This window comes from Shewanella marina JCM 15074 (genome assembly GCF_000614975.1).
GTDB classification, from domain to species: domain Bacteria; phylum Pseudomonadota; class Gammaproteobacteria; order Enterobacterales; family Shewanellaceae; genus Shewanella; species Shewanella marina.
The window spans coordinates 13273-28426 of sequence record NZ_BALM01000017.1 but is presented as its reverse complement, the minus strand read 5'-3'; the positions used below and the strand labels follow the sequence as shown (position 1 = coordinate 28426).

General features: G+C 40.5%; 14 protein-coding genes and 1 pseudogene. 12 read left to right on the top strand and 3 right to left on the bottom strand.

Annotated features, from left to right (window positions below):
• The first annotated feature begins 4 nt into the window (after window positions 1-4).
• The 9 genes and pseudogenes from fliR to JCM15074_RS13235 all read left to right on the top strand — a co-directional run bounded on the left by fliR (window position 5) and on the right by JCM15074_RS13235 (window position 8420).
• A complete protein-coding gene (fliR, locus tag JCM15074_RS13275) occupies window positions 5-802 on the top strand; it encodes a flagellar biosynthetic protein FliR (protein ID WP_025821636.1) in 798 nt (265 codons plus the stop codon).
• Window positions 802-1935 carry a flagellar biosynthesis protein FlhB gene (gene flhB / locus JCM15074_RS13270; RefSeq protein ID WP_025821635.1) on the top strand — a complete coding sequence of 378 codons (1134 nt, stop codon included), beginning with the start codon at window positions 802-804 and terminating at the stop codon, window positions 1933-1935. The genes fliR and flhB overlap by 1 nt, the downstream gene beginning before the upstream one ends.
• Before the next feature lie 83 nt (window positions 1936-2018).
• Window positions 2019-4118 carry a flagellar biosynthesis protein FlhA gene (flhA, locus tag JCM15074_RS13265; RefSeq protein WP_025821634.1) on the top strand — a complete coding sequence of 700 codons (2100 nt, stop codon included), beginning with the start codon at window positions 2019-2021 and terminating at the stop codon, window positions 4116-4118.
• Window positions 4119-4128: 10 nt separating this feature from the next.
• Window positions 4129-5517 carry a flagellar biosynthesis GTPase FlhF gene (flhF, locus tag JCM15074_RS13260; RefSeq protein WP_025821633.1) on the top strand — a complete coding sequence of 463 codons (1389 nt, stop codon included), beginning with the start codon at window positions 4129-4131 and terminating at the stop codon, window positions 5515-5517.
• 4 nt (window positions 5518-5521) lie between these two features.
• Complete coding sequence (locus JCM15074_RS13255; RefSeq protein ID WP_025821632.1) at window positions 5522-6403, top strand: MinD/ParA family protein; 882 nt, start codon at window positions 5522-5524, stop codon at window positions 6401-6403.
• Window positions 6396-7118, top strand: a complete 723-nt coding sequence (locus tag JCM15074_RS13250) for an RNA polymerase sigma factor FliA (RefSeq protein WP_025821631.1) — start codon at window positions 6396-6398, stop codon at window positions 7116-7118. Before JCM15074_RS13255 ends, JCM15074_RS13250 begins: the two co-directional genes overlap by 8 nt.
• A 17-nt stretch (window positions 7119-7135) precedes the next feature.
• A pseudogene (locus JCM15074_RS22170) lies at window positions 7136-7506 on the top strand (response regulator).
• 29 nt (window positions 7507-7535) lie between these two features.
• Window positions 7536-7964 (top strand): hypothetical protein, encoded by a 429-nt coding sequence (locus JCM15074_RS13240; RefSeq protein ID WP_025821630.1) that lies wholly within the window; start codon window positions 7536-7538, stop codon window positions 7962-7964.
• A 36-nt stretch (window positions 7965-8000) separates the two neighbouring features.
• Complete coding sequence (locus JCM15074_RS13235; RefSeq protein WP_025821629.1) at window positions 8001-8420, top strand: DUF2802 domain-containing protein; 420 nt, start codon at window positions 8001-8003, stop codon at window positions 8418-8420.
• Window positions 8421-8476: 56 nt separating this feature from the next.
• Here JCM15074_RS13235 and JCM15074_RS13230 read toward each other — a convergent pair whose 3' ends face one another.
• Window positions 8477-8770: an EscU/YscU/HrcU family type III secretion system export apparatus switch protein gene (locus tag JCM15074_RS13230; RefSeq protein WP_234400231.1), complete on the bottom strand. Its 294-nt coding sequence runs from the start codon at window positions 8768-8770 to the stop codon at window positions 8477-8479.
• Window position 8771: 1 nt separating this feature from the next.
• A complete protein-coding gene (locus JCM15074_RS13225; protein ID WP_025821627.1) occupies window positions 8772-10328 on the bottom strand; it encodes a flagellar hook-length control protein FliK in 1557 nt (518 codons plus the stop codon).
• Window positions 10329-10487: 159 nt separating this feature from the next.
• Here JCM15074_RS13225 and JCM15074_RS13220 point away from each other — a divergent pair, with 159 nt between their 5' ends.
• Both JCM15074_RS13220 and JCM15074_RS13215 read left to right on the top strand, forming a co-directional pair.
• A complete protein-coding gene (locus JCM15074_RS13220) occupies window positions 10488-11261 on the top strand; it encodes an MlaA family lipoprotein (RefSeq protein ID WP_025821626.1) in 774 nt (257 codons plus the stop codon).
• 67 nt (window positions 11262-11328) lie between these two features.
• The gene (locus tag JCM15074_RS13215; RefSeq protein WP_025821625.1) at window positions 11329-12426 is read left to right on the top strand and encodes a response regulator; all 1098 of its coding nucleotides are present in this window, start codon (window positions 11329-11331) and stop codon (window positions 12424-12426) included.
• Window positions 12427-12491: 65 nt separating this feature from the next.
• On the opposite strand, the gene JCM15074_RS13210 is transcribed toward JCM15074_RS13215, so the two are convergent.
• Window positions 12492-14006 (bottom strand): peptide MFS transporter, encoded by a 1515-nt coding sequence (locus JCM15074_RS13210; RefSeq protein ID WP_025821624.1) that lies wholly within the window; start codon window positions 14004-14006, stop codon window positions 12492-12494.
• A gap of 383 nt (window positions 14007-14389) precedes the next feature.
• Between JCM15074_RS13210 and rfaH the strand changes: the two genes are divergently transcribed.
• The gene (gene rfaH, locus JCM15074_RS13205; protein ID WP_025821623.1) at window positions 14390-14899 is read left to right on the top strand and encodes a transcription/translation regulatory transformer protein RfaH; all 510 of its coding nucleotides are present in this window, start codon (window positions 14390-14392) and stop codon (window positions 14897-14899) included.
• The last annotated feature ends 255 nt before the right edge of the window (window positions 14900-15154 follow it).

Below are 15154 nucleotides of genomic sequence, written 5' to 3'. Positions count from 1 at the left end.
TCCGATGGAGTTGTTGCTTGAGACCGTCATGCAGTCTTTGGCTAATTATATCTGGCCATTTTTTCGCATCTCTAGCATGTTTATGGTGATGACGGTTATAGGTTCTAATAACACCCCTAAACAGATCCGTTTATTACTTTCTGTCGCCGTGACCGTTGCGGTTGTGCCTATGCTGCCGCCGGTGGCATATACTGAATTATTTTCGATTACTAGCTTTCTGATTACGTTACAGCAAATTCTCATTGGCATTGCTATGGGCTTTGTTAGCTTGTTGCTGATGCAGTGTTTTGTGCTTGCTGGTCAAATTATTGGTATGCAAACCAGTTTAGGTTTTGCGTCTATGGTTGACCCAGGTTCTGGTCAACAAACGCCCGTTGTGGGTAACTTTTTTCTATTGTTAGCCACCATGGTGTTTTTAGCGGTTGATGGTCATCTATTGATGGTGAGAATGTTGATTGTTAGCTTTGAAACACTGCCAGTTAGTACAGAAGGCATTGCCATTGGGGCTTATCATAAGTTGGTATTGTGGGGCAGTTATATTTTTGCCGCTGCATTAACCATGTCTATGTCTGCTATCGTTGCTTTGTTAGTGATTAACTTATCATTCGGGGTGATGACCCGCGCAGCACCGCAGCTCAATATTTTTGCAATCGGTTTCCCTATTACTATGATTTCGGGGTTAGTGATTTTATGGCTGACATTAGAAACCGTAATGAGTCATTTTGACCGTATTTGGCTAAGTGCCCAGCAAGTGATTTGTGACTTGGTGCGGCTGCAGTGTACACAATTGGGAGGCGGCTAATGGCAGATAACGATAGCAGCCAAGAACGGACTGAAGAAGCCACCCCCAAACGCTTGCAACAAGCGCGAGAAAAAGGGCAGGTTGCACGGTCAAAAGAGTTAGGCACATTTGCGGTATTAGTCGCGTCAGCCATTGGTTTTATGACTATTGGCCCTATGTTGGGCGACAGCCTTGCAACGATTATGACGCAGCTGTTTAGTCCCTCACGCGCTAATATTTTTGATGAATATAGTATGTTGCGTGTATGGGGACCGATAGGTCAGGAATTAGGTTGGCCATTATTAGGGTTTATTTCATTACTGGTGTTTTTAGCCTTTATGGGCAATGTAGCTTTAGGCGGTCTCTCTTTTTCGACTAAAGCCTTTATGCCTAAAGGCAGTAAAATGAATCCCATGTCTGGTTTTAAGCGGATGTTTGGCGTACAAGCTGCAGTTGAATTAGCGAAGAGTATTGCTAAGTTTTCAGTCGTTGCAATCAGTGCTTTTTTACTGCTTAAATTATATTTTGGGCGGATTATTCAACTCTCTAATGAGCAGTTACCCAATAATGTTTATCATGGTTTAGAGATCATTAGTTGGATTTTCTTTTTGATATGTTTTTCGATTGTATTAATTACCTTGATTGATGTGCCATACCAGATTTGGAATCACAATAAACAGTTAAAGATGACCAAGCAGGAAGTCAAAGACGAATATAAAGATACGGAAGGAAAACCTGAAGTTAAAAGTCGTATCCGCCAATTACAATATGAAATGTCGCATCGACGTATGATGGCTGAAGTGCCGAATGCTGATGTGATTGTGGTGAACCCTGAACATTATGCGGTAGCGGTGAAGTATGATGCCAGTAAAGCATCTGCCCCCTATGTGGTGGCGAAAGGGGTTGATGAGGTTGCATTTAAAATTAGAGAAATTGCTCGTGAGCATGACGTTGCCATTGTTTCAGCACCGCCACTTGCGCGTGCTATTTTTTACAGTACTCGTATTGAGCAAGAGATCCCTGATGGATTATTTACTGCGGTAGCGCAAGTGTTAGCTTATGTGTTTCAGTTACGTCAATTCCAACGAGGTAAAGGCAAAAAGCCTAAACCACTGCCTTTATCACAACCTATTCCTGAAGAACTACGTCATTAATATGTAAATAGATTGTTTTTGGCATGTTAATTGCTTTTTGTTGATTATATTAATAAATATGTCAAAGTTTAGGCTGTTATCAAATGGATGTGAAGGCGACCTTAGGACAAATCAGGCAAATAAAACCAGCCAATTTTAAAGGTATAGGTACACCTTTATTAGTGTTGGCCTCATTGGCAATGATCATTTTGCCCATACCCGCATTACTGCTTGATATCTTATTCTCATTTAATATTTCTTTGGCACTGGTCGTGCTCCTTGTTGCTATTTACACCGATAGACCGCTTGATTTTGCGGCATTTCCTACCGTTTTATTAGTCGCGACATTATTAAGATTGGCTTTGAATGTTGCTTCCACTCGAGTGGTATTGCTTGAAGGCCACAATGGCGGTGATGCTGCAGGTAAAGTGATTGAAGCTTTCGGATCTGTGGTAATTGGTGGTAACTATGCTGTTGGTTTAATTGTATTCCTTATTTTGATCATTATTAACTTTGCGGTAGTGACTAAAGGTGCAGGCCGTATTTCTGAAGTAAGTGCCCGCTTTACCTTAGATGCTATGCCGGGTAAGCAGATGGCGATTGATGCCGACTTAAATGCGGGGTTGATCAATCAAGATCAAGCACGTAGCCGTCGTGAGGAAGTGACCAAAGAGGCGGATTTTTACGGCGCGATGGATGGTGCTTCAAAGTTTGTAAAAGGTGATGCTATCGCTGGTATTTTGATTCTGGTGATTAACATTTGTGGTGGTTTTATTATCGGTATGGTGCAACATGGCTTGAGCTTTAGTGATGCAGCTGAAATTTATACCTTATTAACCATTGGTGATGGTTTAGTGGCTCAGATCCCCGGGCTATTGTTGTCGATTGCGGCAGCATTAATGGTGACTCGTCAAAATGAATCTGGCGATATGGGTCAGTTGATGATGAGTCAGATGTTTGACAGTCCTAAAGCATTATATATTGCTGCAGGCGTGTTATTCATCATGGGTATTGTGCCGGGCATGCCACATTTTGCTTTTTTAACGTTTGCGTTATTGACAGGTCTTGGTGGCTGGTGGGTTGGCCGCCGTAACCAACTTGCTAAGGTCAATGCACTGACTGAAGCGACAACATCAACATTAGAACCATTATCCCATGAGCCGAAAGAGTTGAGCTGGGAAGATGTGCATCATGTTGACACCATTGGCCTTGAAGTGGGTTACCGTTTAATTCCTCTGGTTGATAAAGGCCAAGGTGGTGAGTTACTGCAACGTATTAAAGGTGTGCGTAAAAAGTTATCACAGGAACTTGGCTTCTTAGTGCCTGCTGTACATATCCGCGACAATCTTGATTTACCCCCAAATGCGTATCGTATTTCTTTAATGGGCGTTGCCTGTGGTGAGGCTGAAATTCGTCACGATTGCGAATTAGCGATTAATCCGGGTCAAGTTTATGGCGAATTGAATGGCATTAAAACCATCGATCCTGCATTTGGTTTAGATGCGGTGTGGATTACCCCAGAGCAACGTGAACACGCGCAAACATTAGGTTATACCGTGGTTGATTCAGCAACGGTAGTAGCCACTCACTTAAGCCAATTATTAACTAACAATGCTGCCAAACTGTTGGGCTATGAAGAAGTGCAACAGTTACTGGAAATGTTGGCTAAGCAAACACCTAAATTGGTTGATGGTTTTATTCCTGAAATTATGACCATGGGCAATGTCGTGAAGGTGATGCAAAACCTATTGAATGAAGGTGTTTCTGTACGAGACTTACGTACGATTGTACAAACTTTGGTTGAATATGGACCTAAGAGTAATGATTCAGAAGTATTGACCGCTGCGGTTCGTATAGCCCTTAAGCGGATGATTGTGCAAGAGATTGCAGGGCCTGAGATGGAGATCCCTGTCATTACTTTGGCACCAGAATTGGAACAGATGTTGCATCAGTCAATGCAAGCGACAGGGGGCGAGGGACCGAATATTGAACCTGGGCTTGCAGAACGTATGCAGCAATCTTTAGCAGAAGCTGCTCAGAAACAAGAGATTATTGGCCAACCTGCCATTTTATTAACATCAGGTATGTTGCGTTCAACCTTGTCTCGTTTTGTTAAACATACTATTCCAAATTTACGGGTGATTTCATATCAAGAAATCCCTGATGAAAAACAGATTCGAATTGTCTATGCAGTGGGCCAATAGGGGTGGGTAAGTGAAGATTAAACGTTTTTTAGCAAAGGATATGCGCGCTGCCTTGGCTCAAGTGAAAGAAACCTTGGGTGACGATGCTGTCATCATGTCAAATAAGAAAGTTGCTGGTGGTATCGAGATAGTTGCAGCTGTCGATTTTGATGATCCATCGCCAAGAGCGATGCCGCAATTGCCCAATACAGCCATGTTAAGTTTGGGTGATGACAAGGTATCGTTAGGAGATGATTTTAGTCGAGTGGCAACACCTACAAATCAACATCAAGCCGCGCCAGATTCTTTACAAGCACTATTAGAAAGACAGCAAGGAAAATTGGCACAACAAAAACAAACAGAAGCCGATGAGAATGAGTTGCCGGAATGGTCTCGGGCATTACAACAACATAAACAAGCCGCTGCCGAGCCTAAAGTGTCACCTGTTCAGCCCGCTAGAAATACGGTGGCTGAACCTAAATTAAATTCAAAAGTGAGTGCCAGTGAAATTGATGCAGTCCGTCAAGAGTTAGCGACCATGCGTAACTTACTGACGCATCAATTATCCAGCTTAATGAACGATAAACAGCAGCGTAACGATCCTGTTGGCGCCATGCTTAAAAGCAAGTTGTTGGAAGCAGATTTCTCATTACCTGTCGCGACTAAATTAGCTGAGTTATCGCAACGTTATCAGCCGGGGGAATTGACTCGGGTATTACCGCAATATCTAGCCAATATGTTAGATAATCATGGTGATGATATTGTTCGCCAAGGTGGAATTGTGGCTTTAGTCGGTCCGACTGGAGTGGGGAAAACAACAACCTTAGCTAAATTGGCAGCACGATATGCTGCGCGCCATGGTGTCGACAAAATTGCTTTAGTGACCACAGACCATTACCGAATAGGTGCATATGAGCAGTTGGCGACCTATGGCAAAATTATGGGTTGTCCTGTTAAGCAAGCTCATGATTTAAATGAACTTGAACAAGTCTTATATCAATTGCGTAGTCGTCAATTGATCTTGATTGATACTGCGGGTATGGGACAAAGAGATCTACGGCTATATCAGCAGTTAGATAATTTGGCGGCAGACAATCGGATCCCTATTCGCAGTTATTTGGTGTTGTCATCAACGTCACAACGTCGCGTATTAGAAGATGCCATTAGTCACTTCCAACGAATTCCTCTCACAGGTGCAGTATTAAGCAAGCTTGATGAGTCAATCTCACTTGCTGGCGCATTGAGTGTGCTAATTGATAATAAATTGCCACTTAATTATGTGACTGATGGTCAACGTGTACCTGAAGATATGCGTTTAGCCGACACGATTGAGTTAGCACGAAAAGCATTGGCGGCCATGGATGAGCAGTCAAAATCGCAAGATACCTACAGGTCTAAAGTGGCCTATGCATTTGAGTAAAGTTATGACCCTGGATCAAGCAAGCGGATTACGTATGATGAATCAGCCGAGTAATGAAAAAGTCAAAGTGATTGCTGTGACTGGTGGCAAGGGCGGCGTGGGTAAAACCAGTGTGTCGATCAATACTGCTGTGGCCCTTGCAGAAAAGGGTAAGCGAGTATTGATACTCGATGCCGATCTTGGCCTTGCTAATGTCGATGTGATGCTCGGTATTCGTTCGAATCGAAATCTTTCACATGTGTTATATGGCGATGCAGAACTCGATGACATTATTGTAAAAGGCCCTAAGGGGATCGGGATTATTCCAGCTAGTTCTGGCTCTAAAGGCATGGTTGAGTTATCACATGCGCATCATGCGGGCTTGATTCGAGCTTTTAGCGAGATGCGAACTCAATTTGATGTACTCATTGTCGATACTGCGGCCGGTATTTCCGATATGGTGCTGAGTTTTTCGCGTGCTTCTCAAGATGTGGTCGTGGTGGTATGTGACGAACCAACTTCAATTACCGATGCTTATGCTTTAATTAAAATTTTAAGCCGTGAACATGGGGTATTCCGTTTTAAAATTGTCGCCAATATGGTACGTAACTTACGCGAAGGTATGGAGTTATTTGCTAAATTAAGCAAGGTGACAGATCGCTTTTTAGATGTTGCACTTGAATTGGTCGCCACTATTCCATTCGATGAGAATTTACGTAAATCTGTTCGTAAACAAAAGTTAGTGGTTGAGGCGTTCCCTAAATCACCAGCGTCAATGGCCTACTATGGGCTTGCTAATAAAATAGTGACTTGGCCTATACCAAGGCAACCTGGTGGGCACTTAGAATTCTTTGTGGAACGCCTTATCCAGCATAATCATTACGCGGAGGAGGAAACCAGTGAATAAAGCCGCCGCCTATTGTCAGCAAGATGATCGCAGTGCTGTTATTGAGCAATATGCACCTTTAGTCAAAAAAATTGCGCACCATTTATTAGCACGATTACCTGCATCGGTTCAATTAGATGATTTATTACAAGCGGGTATGATCGGGTTACTGGAGGCCGCTGCTAAATTTGATGGCGGTAAAGGGGCAAAATTTGAAACGTTTGCAGGGATCCGCATTCGCGGCTCAATGTTAGATGAGATCCGTCGCGGTGATTGGGTACCTCGGTCTGTGCACCGTAATCAACGTCGCGTAGCTCAGGTCATGGATGAGCTTGAGCAAGAGTTAGGGCGTGATGCCAGTAATGTTGAAATCGCTACTCGAATGGAAGTTTCGCTTGATGATTACCATGGTATCTTGAATGATGTCAGCATGGGTAAAATCGTGGGTATTGAGGACTTAGGCGTCTCTCACGATGTGATTGGTTTTGGACATGATACTGGCGATGACAGTTTTGATGCGCTTGCTGAAACAGAATTTCAACAAGCATTAGTGGATGCGATTCAATTACTGCCGGAACGTGATGCGCTAGTATTATCTCTCTATTATGACGAAGCCTTAAATTTAAAAGAGATTGGGGCAGTATTAGAAGTCAGTGAGTCAAGAGTGAGCCAAATTCTTAGTCAAGCGATGTTGAGATTAAAATCTAAACTTAAGCATTGGACTCATGTTAGCTAATTGATTGGCGGTAGCGTGTGAATAAAAATCTTAAAATTTTAATCGCAGATGAATTGCCAACGATGCGGCGAATTACTAAAAACTTATTAGCTGATTTAGGTTTTAATAATAGCATGAAGCACAAGATGGTGCGATGGCACTTAATATGCTTAATAAAGGTGATTTTGAATTAGTGATAACTGAATGGGATTTGCCTAATGTTGCTGGAATAGATTTATTAAAATCTATTCGGAGTGATAATGAATTAAAATCATTACCAGTTATTATTGTTACGGCTGAAGTTGAGCGACAATCTATTATTAGTGCCCAGCAAGCAGGTGTTAATGGCTATATTGTTAAACCTTTTACTGCTGCAATTTTAAAGAAAAACTTACAACGAATATTTTAATTGTTAATAGAAATGGAGCTAGTCATTAAATGACACAGAAGGCTGAAAAACCAATTTGGTTAGTGGTAGGGATTTTTCTGTTATGTATGATTATTTTTATTCTAGCTTGTTTATATTTAGATTTAAGATTGACGAATAGTAAATTAGAAAAGCAGGTTATAACGTTAACGGAACAACAAATAATATTGGTGGCTGATGATGATCAAGCGCAATTAATAGGACGCTGGTTAGACAGCACACCATCGGCAATGCAGTCGTTATTAAATTTTGCAGAGCCGGGAGCTGAAGTGGATGTGGCTATTACTCCAGAGCAGCAAAAAATTGATCAAATTAATGCGTTACAACAACAGCGGGATATGATCCCTAAATATGATGCGATTCCAATGGATCCATCGGTGAATGTTGTTCCACTTGAAAGCGGTGGTGTCATTATAACCACTCGTGATGTAAATGAATAGAATACAAGATTGAATTGTTAGGAGTTAAGGATGACTATGTTTGGCACTGAGTTTTTGATTGTGGCATTGGCATGTGTGATTGCTTGCAGTTGTATTGGCTTAGTTTTTTATCTTATGCGAGTGTTTGGCACATTAAGGGGAAAAGTTGAGGCATTAACGGTATTAGTTAAGGAAGGTGACAAGCACCGCGAGGCCTTAGCTCGTGAAGTTCAAGAGTTACGTAGTGGTATTATAGGAGTAGGGCGTCGAGTGATGGAGTTTGATAAGAAGCTGCAATCACAAGATGCTCGTTTAGATGAGGTGGGCACGGGCCAGCAAGATCCACAATCACGCTTATATAGCCGTGCCATGAAGATGGTTGAACTTGGGGCTGGAATTGAAGAGCTTGTTGCGGAGTGTGAACTTCCAAGAGCTGAAGCCGAGTTATTGATACGGCTACATCGAAAGCCTGCTTAATAGATTATTTTAATTTTCTTCCCCGCGTGATTGCGGGGTTTTTATATCCCCAAATTTTAAATCGTTACGTCAGTATTCGGATTTTGCCAATTCTTAGGCGTTTTACCTTCTAATATGTAGATAAATGACAATAACTCAGCAATTAACTTATAAAGCTCTGGGGGAATTTCTTCACCTAATTCAAGAAATTGTAAAAATTGACTGAGGTGTGGGTCATGATGAATTTGTATTCCTGCAGCTTGTGCTATCGCAATTATATCCTCTGCTACCTGAGCTTGCCCTTTAGCACTCAAATAGGGGGCTCCAGTACCATTATAAGTTAATGCAGCAGCATGCTTGGTCGGTTTCATATTAGACCTCATAATTAAATTGAGTATGGGCTTGATGCTCACATGTAAAGCGTTTGGGATCGGTTATGCATTGGCAGCTTAAAAGACTAAATCCCCAAGCGCTGAGCTGTTGGTTGAGCAGAGGTAAGTGTTGACTTACTTTGTTTGTCATTGAAACAGACTGAGCAATAAAGTTAAGACTGAGGCCATTGGTTTTCATATTAGCGATTAATTTTAATGGGCCTGCATTCAGATCTAAGTCGAGTTTAAGCTGCCATAAGTTTTGTTGTGGATCTTGTTTAAAAACTTGAAATTCGCCAATCAAGAGGCGTAATTGTGACTCGAATTGAAACGGCAAGCTAAATTGCCATTGCAGACCACGCTCTTGTTGCTGCAATTGATTCTGTTGTAATTCATCGATTTTAACGAGTGTCGTCAATGATTGATTGGTTGTTGAGTTAATTGATCTATTGAGCTGTTGGTACTGGCGCTGTAAGTCAGCAATATATTGTTGGGTTGTTGCTGATAATGGCAAATTTTGTGCCTGCGGCAATTTAAACAACAACAGTTGAAATAGTAAGTTAAATGGCTGAAAACTGTTTGATGGATTATTGATTTGTGGCATTGCGGTTGTTGCACTTGGTTTTAATTGTTGGCTTAGATTATCTGTTTTAGTCAGACTGATTAATGTTGGCAATATCAACTGTAATATATTTGCCGAAGAGGATACGGTGCTGTTTATTGGGGCTATAGGTGTGTTTAAGCTCGTTAGGTGTGCCATTTGATTAGCATGCTTGGCTTGCGTTGCTTCACTAATTGGCTGTAGAGATACGATTGCTTGTGGTAGAGGCGTATCTATTACCATTTTGCTGGTTAAATTAGCGGTGGCAGGAGAGGTATTGAGCTTTACCTGTTGCCACAAAAGATTGATTTGCTGACTTAAGTTATTAGCTTTTGATGATACTGGCGAAGTTCCTATATTATTTGTTGAACTTTGATTGTTTATTTGTGAGATATTGGCTTGGGGCTGGTTTAATTTAGCGATTGATTGATTTAAAAGTGGCGATAGCGAGGTGGGTATTGAGATGTTGTTAATCACTTTTGCAAGCGTCGCTTTAATGCTATTAGCCGTTAGCGGCAGAGTTAGGATATACTGGCCGTCTTTTGCAGTAATGGGTATCACAGTTCCTGCTATTTTAAGCTGGTTATCGCTGATATTGACCAGTAGGTTGATGCTTTGATTCTTTGTGTGCTTTATTAGTTGCTGTTGGGTGATAGTTTGTAGTAACTGTAATGATTGACGATCAATTAATTGTGGTTTAGCGCGATCAGTTGCATAAAGTGTTTGCTTGGTTAGCTGATTTTGTAAGCCTAGTTGGTTATCGATATGAGCAATATTCTTAGCCTGAGCGAGTTGTTGCATTAAACTTGTTATTTGCTTTGGGTCTGTATTAACGTTAGTTTGTAATATATCTAATAATATGACTTTATTAACATAATTGAGTAAACGTAGTTGTGACGTTAACTGATTTTTTGTCGGCATATTATGGTCGAGCATATTTATTAATGACAATGGCATGTAAACCTCAAATCAATTAAGCATGTTACCTTTACTTTGTATTTAAGCTACTTTAGGTAGTATATATATACTTGATAACTGCAACCTATCTGTATAGATATCGGTTGTGATAACTAAAAACTTTAGATGTTGGATTGAGTGATTCTGATGAGATGGCAAATAACCTTGAAATGGCTGACATTACCTTTGATTCTACTGCCGCTGACTAATGCGGCTGTAGCGCAATCAGCCAATGAGAGTGTAGCAAGTGCTGATGTCACTATTCATTACAATGACCCACGAGATCCGTGGGAAGGCTTTAACCGTAGCATGTGGGACTTTAATTATAATTACTTAGATAAGTATATTTATCGTCCAGTCGCTCATGGTTATAACGATTACACGCCAAATAGTGTACGAACTGGAATTGAAAATTTTATCCGCAATTTAGATGAACCAAGTAGCTTGGTCAATAATACATTGCAAGGAAAATGGAAATGGGCTGCCAATGCCGGTGGCCGTTTTACCATCAATTCGACCGTAGGTTTATTGGGTATTATTGATGTTGCCTCTATGATGGGGATGCCTCGTAAGCAAGATGACTTTAGTGAAGTATTAGGATATTACGGCGTACCAGATGGCCCTTATTTTATGGCACCTTTTTTAGGGCCATATGTGACAAGAGAGATCGCCAGCGATTGGGTAGATGGTCTATACTTCCCATTATCTGAACTTACTATGCTGCAGTCGGCAATAAAATGGGGCTTTAAGAGCCTAAATGCACGTTCTGCAGCAATCGATCAAGAAAGATTAGTAGATAACGCACTCGATCCTTATACCTTTGTTAAAGACGCTTACTTCCAACACATGGACTATAAAGTTTATGATGGCCAAGTTCCTTTACACCAGGATGACGATGAACTTATTGATGAATATATGCAAGAGTTAGATTAATCGGTCGTCAGCCTGTTGTTTTGCGTTTTATTTTTTAAGTAGTGCTGTTATCCGATCTGGAGTAATAATGGCACTTTCTAACTTACATATTTTAGTTGTTGAAGACGATAGCGTTTTTAGGCAACTGATCACCTCTTTTTTACGCTCTCTCGGTGCAACGGTAGAAGATGCAGAAGATGGTCAGCAAGGATTAGTCTTATTTCTTGAAAAAGACTTTGATATTGTGATTGCTGATCTCTCGATGCCTCACCTCAATGGTTTAACCATGTTGAAGCAGATGAATAACTTAAAGCCAGAGTTGATTTCTGTGGTTATCTCGGCAAATTACGTGATGACTGATGTGGTTGAGGCGCTGCGCATTGGCGCTAGTGATTATTTGATTAAGCCATTATCTAATCTACATATGATATCCGATGCGATATTAGCAGCATTAGATCCCACTACAAGCCGCAAGTATCAGGCAAATAATTATTATCACGAGCTTAATTTAAATCTCGATAAATTACGTTATGACGAAAGTGCTGCAGCTGAGTTACAAGGAGGCTTATTCCCTTCTAATAACCGTAGTAAAGGTAGTGCTTATATTAATTATACGATTTTTAAGCAGCAGGATTTAAGTCGTTATTTTGTTGACTTTGCTATGGTTGATAAAAAACATGTTATTTGCTACATGGCAGATCTAGGTGAACAAACTTATCAATATGCTTATTTATCAGCACTATTAAAAAGTACAATTGATCAACAACTTAAAAGTGCACGACAACACAAGAGCCAGTCAATTATTGATCCTTACGCGATGCTCAGTATCGTCAATGAAAGGTTGGTTGATTCAGGAGAGGAGTGTCAAGTTGGCTTGGTTTATATGGTCGTAGAGTTAACACAATTACGTGCTTGTATTGCACAAGCTGGACGAGGCTTACGCTGTTATTTACGAAATAGCCAAGGGTTACTGCCGCTATTTGTTGGACAATCTGAGTATTTAGGCCATAAGCAATGGCAATTTGGCACTCGACAATTTAGGGATATGCTACCGTTAGAAAGTTTGTGTATCTCTACTCTAGCAGCTGAGCATAAGACTTTGTTACTCGATAGTCACTTTAAAGGAGTGATGCGAACAGTGGCATTGCCTGATGGTGGTTATTTACAGTTATCTTTGAATAGTTAATTGATTAACGAATAATAAAAAGCACCGCAAATTCGCGGTGCTTTTTCTATTATTAGGTTGAGTAATTAGTGAGAGTTTTTGCTGATTGCTTCGTGTTCTGCCGTTACTGCAATCTCTTCCATTAACACTTCATCTTCAGTATGTGCTTTAGATTCTGCACCATGCATCCAATCTACAAGCTTGTCTGCCATAAAGTACAAAATAACACCTGAAATCGCTGCTGTAATTGCAATACCGGCGAAGATTGACATTGCATTTGCAAGTTGTTCTTCTTTACCACCACCATGGCCGATAAATGAACCCACAACACCTGCTACTTTGTTTGCAGCTGCAATAAATAGGAACCAAGCACCCATCATAAGAGACGCAATACGTAGCGGAGCAAGTTTAGTCACCATTGAAAGACCAATTGGTGATAAACATAATTCACCCATGGTATGGAAGAAGTATGCACCTACCAACCACCACATGCTTGATTTAGCACTAGGATCACCACCCATTTGCATTACGGCACCAATCATAAATAGGAAACCAATACCAAGTAGGATTAAACCTAATGCAAATTTAACTGGAGAGTTTGGCTCTTTAGAACCTAAACGGATCCAGATTGAGGCAATAACTGGTGCAAACAATACGATGAAAATTGCGTTTAGTGATTGGAAATAAGTTGTTGGTACTTCCCATGAACCAATATAACGATCGGTAAACTCGTTAGTAAACAGGTTCATTAAACCACCTGCTTGTTCGAAGCCTGCCCAGAAAATAATGGTAAATAGACCCATAACCATAATCACTTTAATACGGTCACGTTCAATCTTAGTTAATGGCTCTTTACGAACTTGGCCAGATGCTTCTGCTTTTTGTTTTTCAAGTTTAGCCGCTGGAACAGTACCAATATCACCAAGCAGTTTTTGGGCAAATAGGAATTGAATTATTAATGAAATAACCATACCAACACCAGCACAGAAGAAGCCTGCTTGCCAGTTGTTAATAAAGACTTCTTTGCCACCAATAACGTCAGTATATCCAAAGTTAGTATATGCCCACGCTACAATAAAGCCTGATAACGCAGCACCTAGGTTGATACCCATATAGAAAATAGTAAATGCACCATCACGGCGGTGATCACCTTCTTCATATAAGTCACCCACCATAGTTGAGATGTTTGGCTTGAATAGACCGTTACCTAAAATAAGTACGCCTAAGCCTAAATAGAACATTTGGGTCGCAGAACCTGGTACCCATTCATGCGGTGCTGCAAGTAAGAACTGACCAATCGCCATCATGGCGCCACCAATGTAAATGGATTTACGTTGGCCTAAAAGATTATCCGCTAACCAGCCACCAATAAGTGGTGTTAAATAAACTAATGCAGTGAATGTACCATAAAGTGAAAGCGCATCAGCTTGGGTCCAACCTAAACCGCCGCCACCTTGATTGTGTACTTGGTCAACCAAATACAGTACCAAAATGGCACGCATTGCATAATAGCTGAATCTTTCCCAGAGTTCAGTTGTGAAGAGTAGGAACAGCCCTTTCGGATGTCCGAGGAAGGTTCCTTGAGGTTTTACAGCGCTCATTAAATCGTCCACCTTAGCTTGTGATTGCAAACAGACCTAGGTCTGAAAATTTCATTGTTATAGTTAGCGAGCATGTTCAAAATTGTGATTAAGTTGATGCTTATTCATTACTGTATAAATGCCGCTATTATTATCTATGTTGTGTTTTTGTTTTAATTTGGCGATATCTTAGAAATAAAGCTCATTCTATATACCCTTGAAAGCAAACAAAAGTCAATCTAAAGGCGGGGATCTTTAGCATAAAATAACATTAACAAATCAGTGTTGGTGCATATTTATACTGAAATATGCACCTAACTTTTTTTGCTGATTAGGATTAAAAAGGGCGTTTAGGTTTGGTATAGTAGTCCTAATATGGATATGTGTTTGCTAGAGAGTGTTCGATGAAAGGTTGGTATTTGGTGCATTGTAAGCCTAAGAGTGAATTTCGGGCTAAAATGAATTTAGAGATGCAGCAAATAGAGACTTATTTACCTAGCATTAAGTTAAAAAAAGGCGACTCGTACTCTACTGCGCCTTTATTCCCCAATTATCTGTTTATCTTTTTTCACCCTGAGCAAGTCAGTGTCCGCAGTATTCACAGTACTCGCGGGGTTGCATCTATTGTGGGTTGCTGTGAGCGAATGCGACCACTATCTTCCAAATTGATTGAAACCATTAAAGTACAGGAACAACGTGCATGCCAAGCTATGCTCGAAAGCGTAGTGCCTGCAGATGAACAGCATACTTTTGCAACTGGTGATAAAGTTTCAATTAAAGAGGGACCGTTTGCGGCGCTTGAAGGAATATACCAACAAAAATCAGGGACGAAACGCTGCCATATTTTACTATCGTTAATGGGTAGAGAGCAATCTATAGAAGTCCCAATAACGGTGCTTAATAAGAGTCATTAAATTGAATTTAGTACGTTAGGTTCGTATTTTTCAATCACTAATTTTAATCCAGATAAATTAGTAATTGATACAGTTTGATTCGTTTTTTGAAATTGTGATCGTGAATGAGTTAGTTGTGTTTTTTTTGAGCCTTAATTTGCTACGCAATGGTGTATAATGCGCTGCTGTTAATTAAAAACAAGTATTTAAAGAGAGTTTTATTTTAAAAAGCAGATTAAATATTTCCTTCTTAAAATGTAATTCAAATTAAAAGTC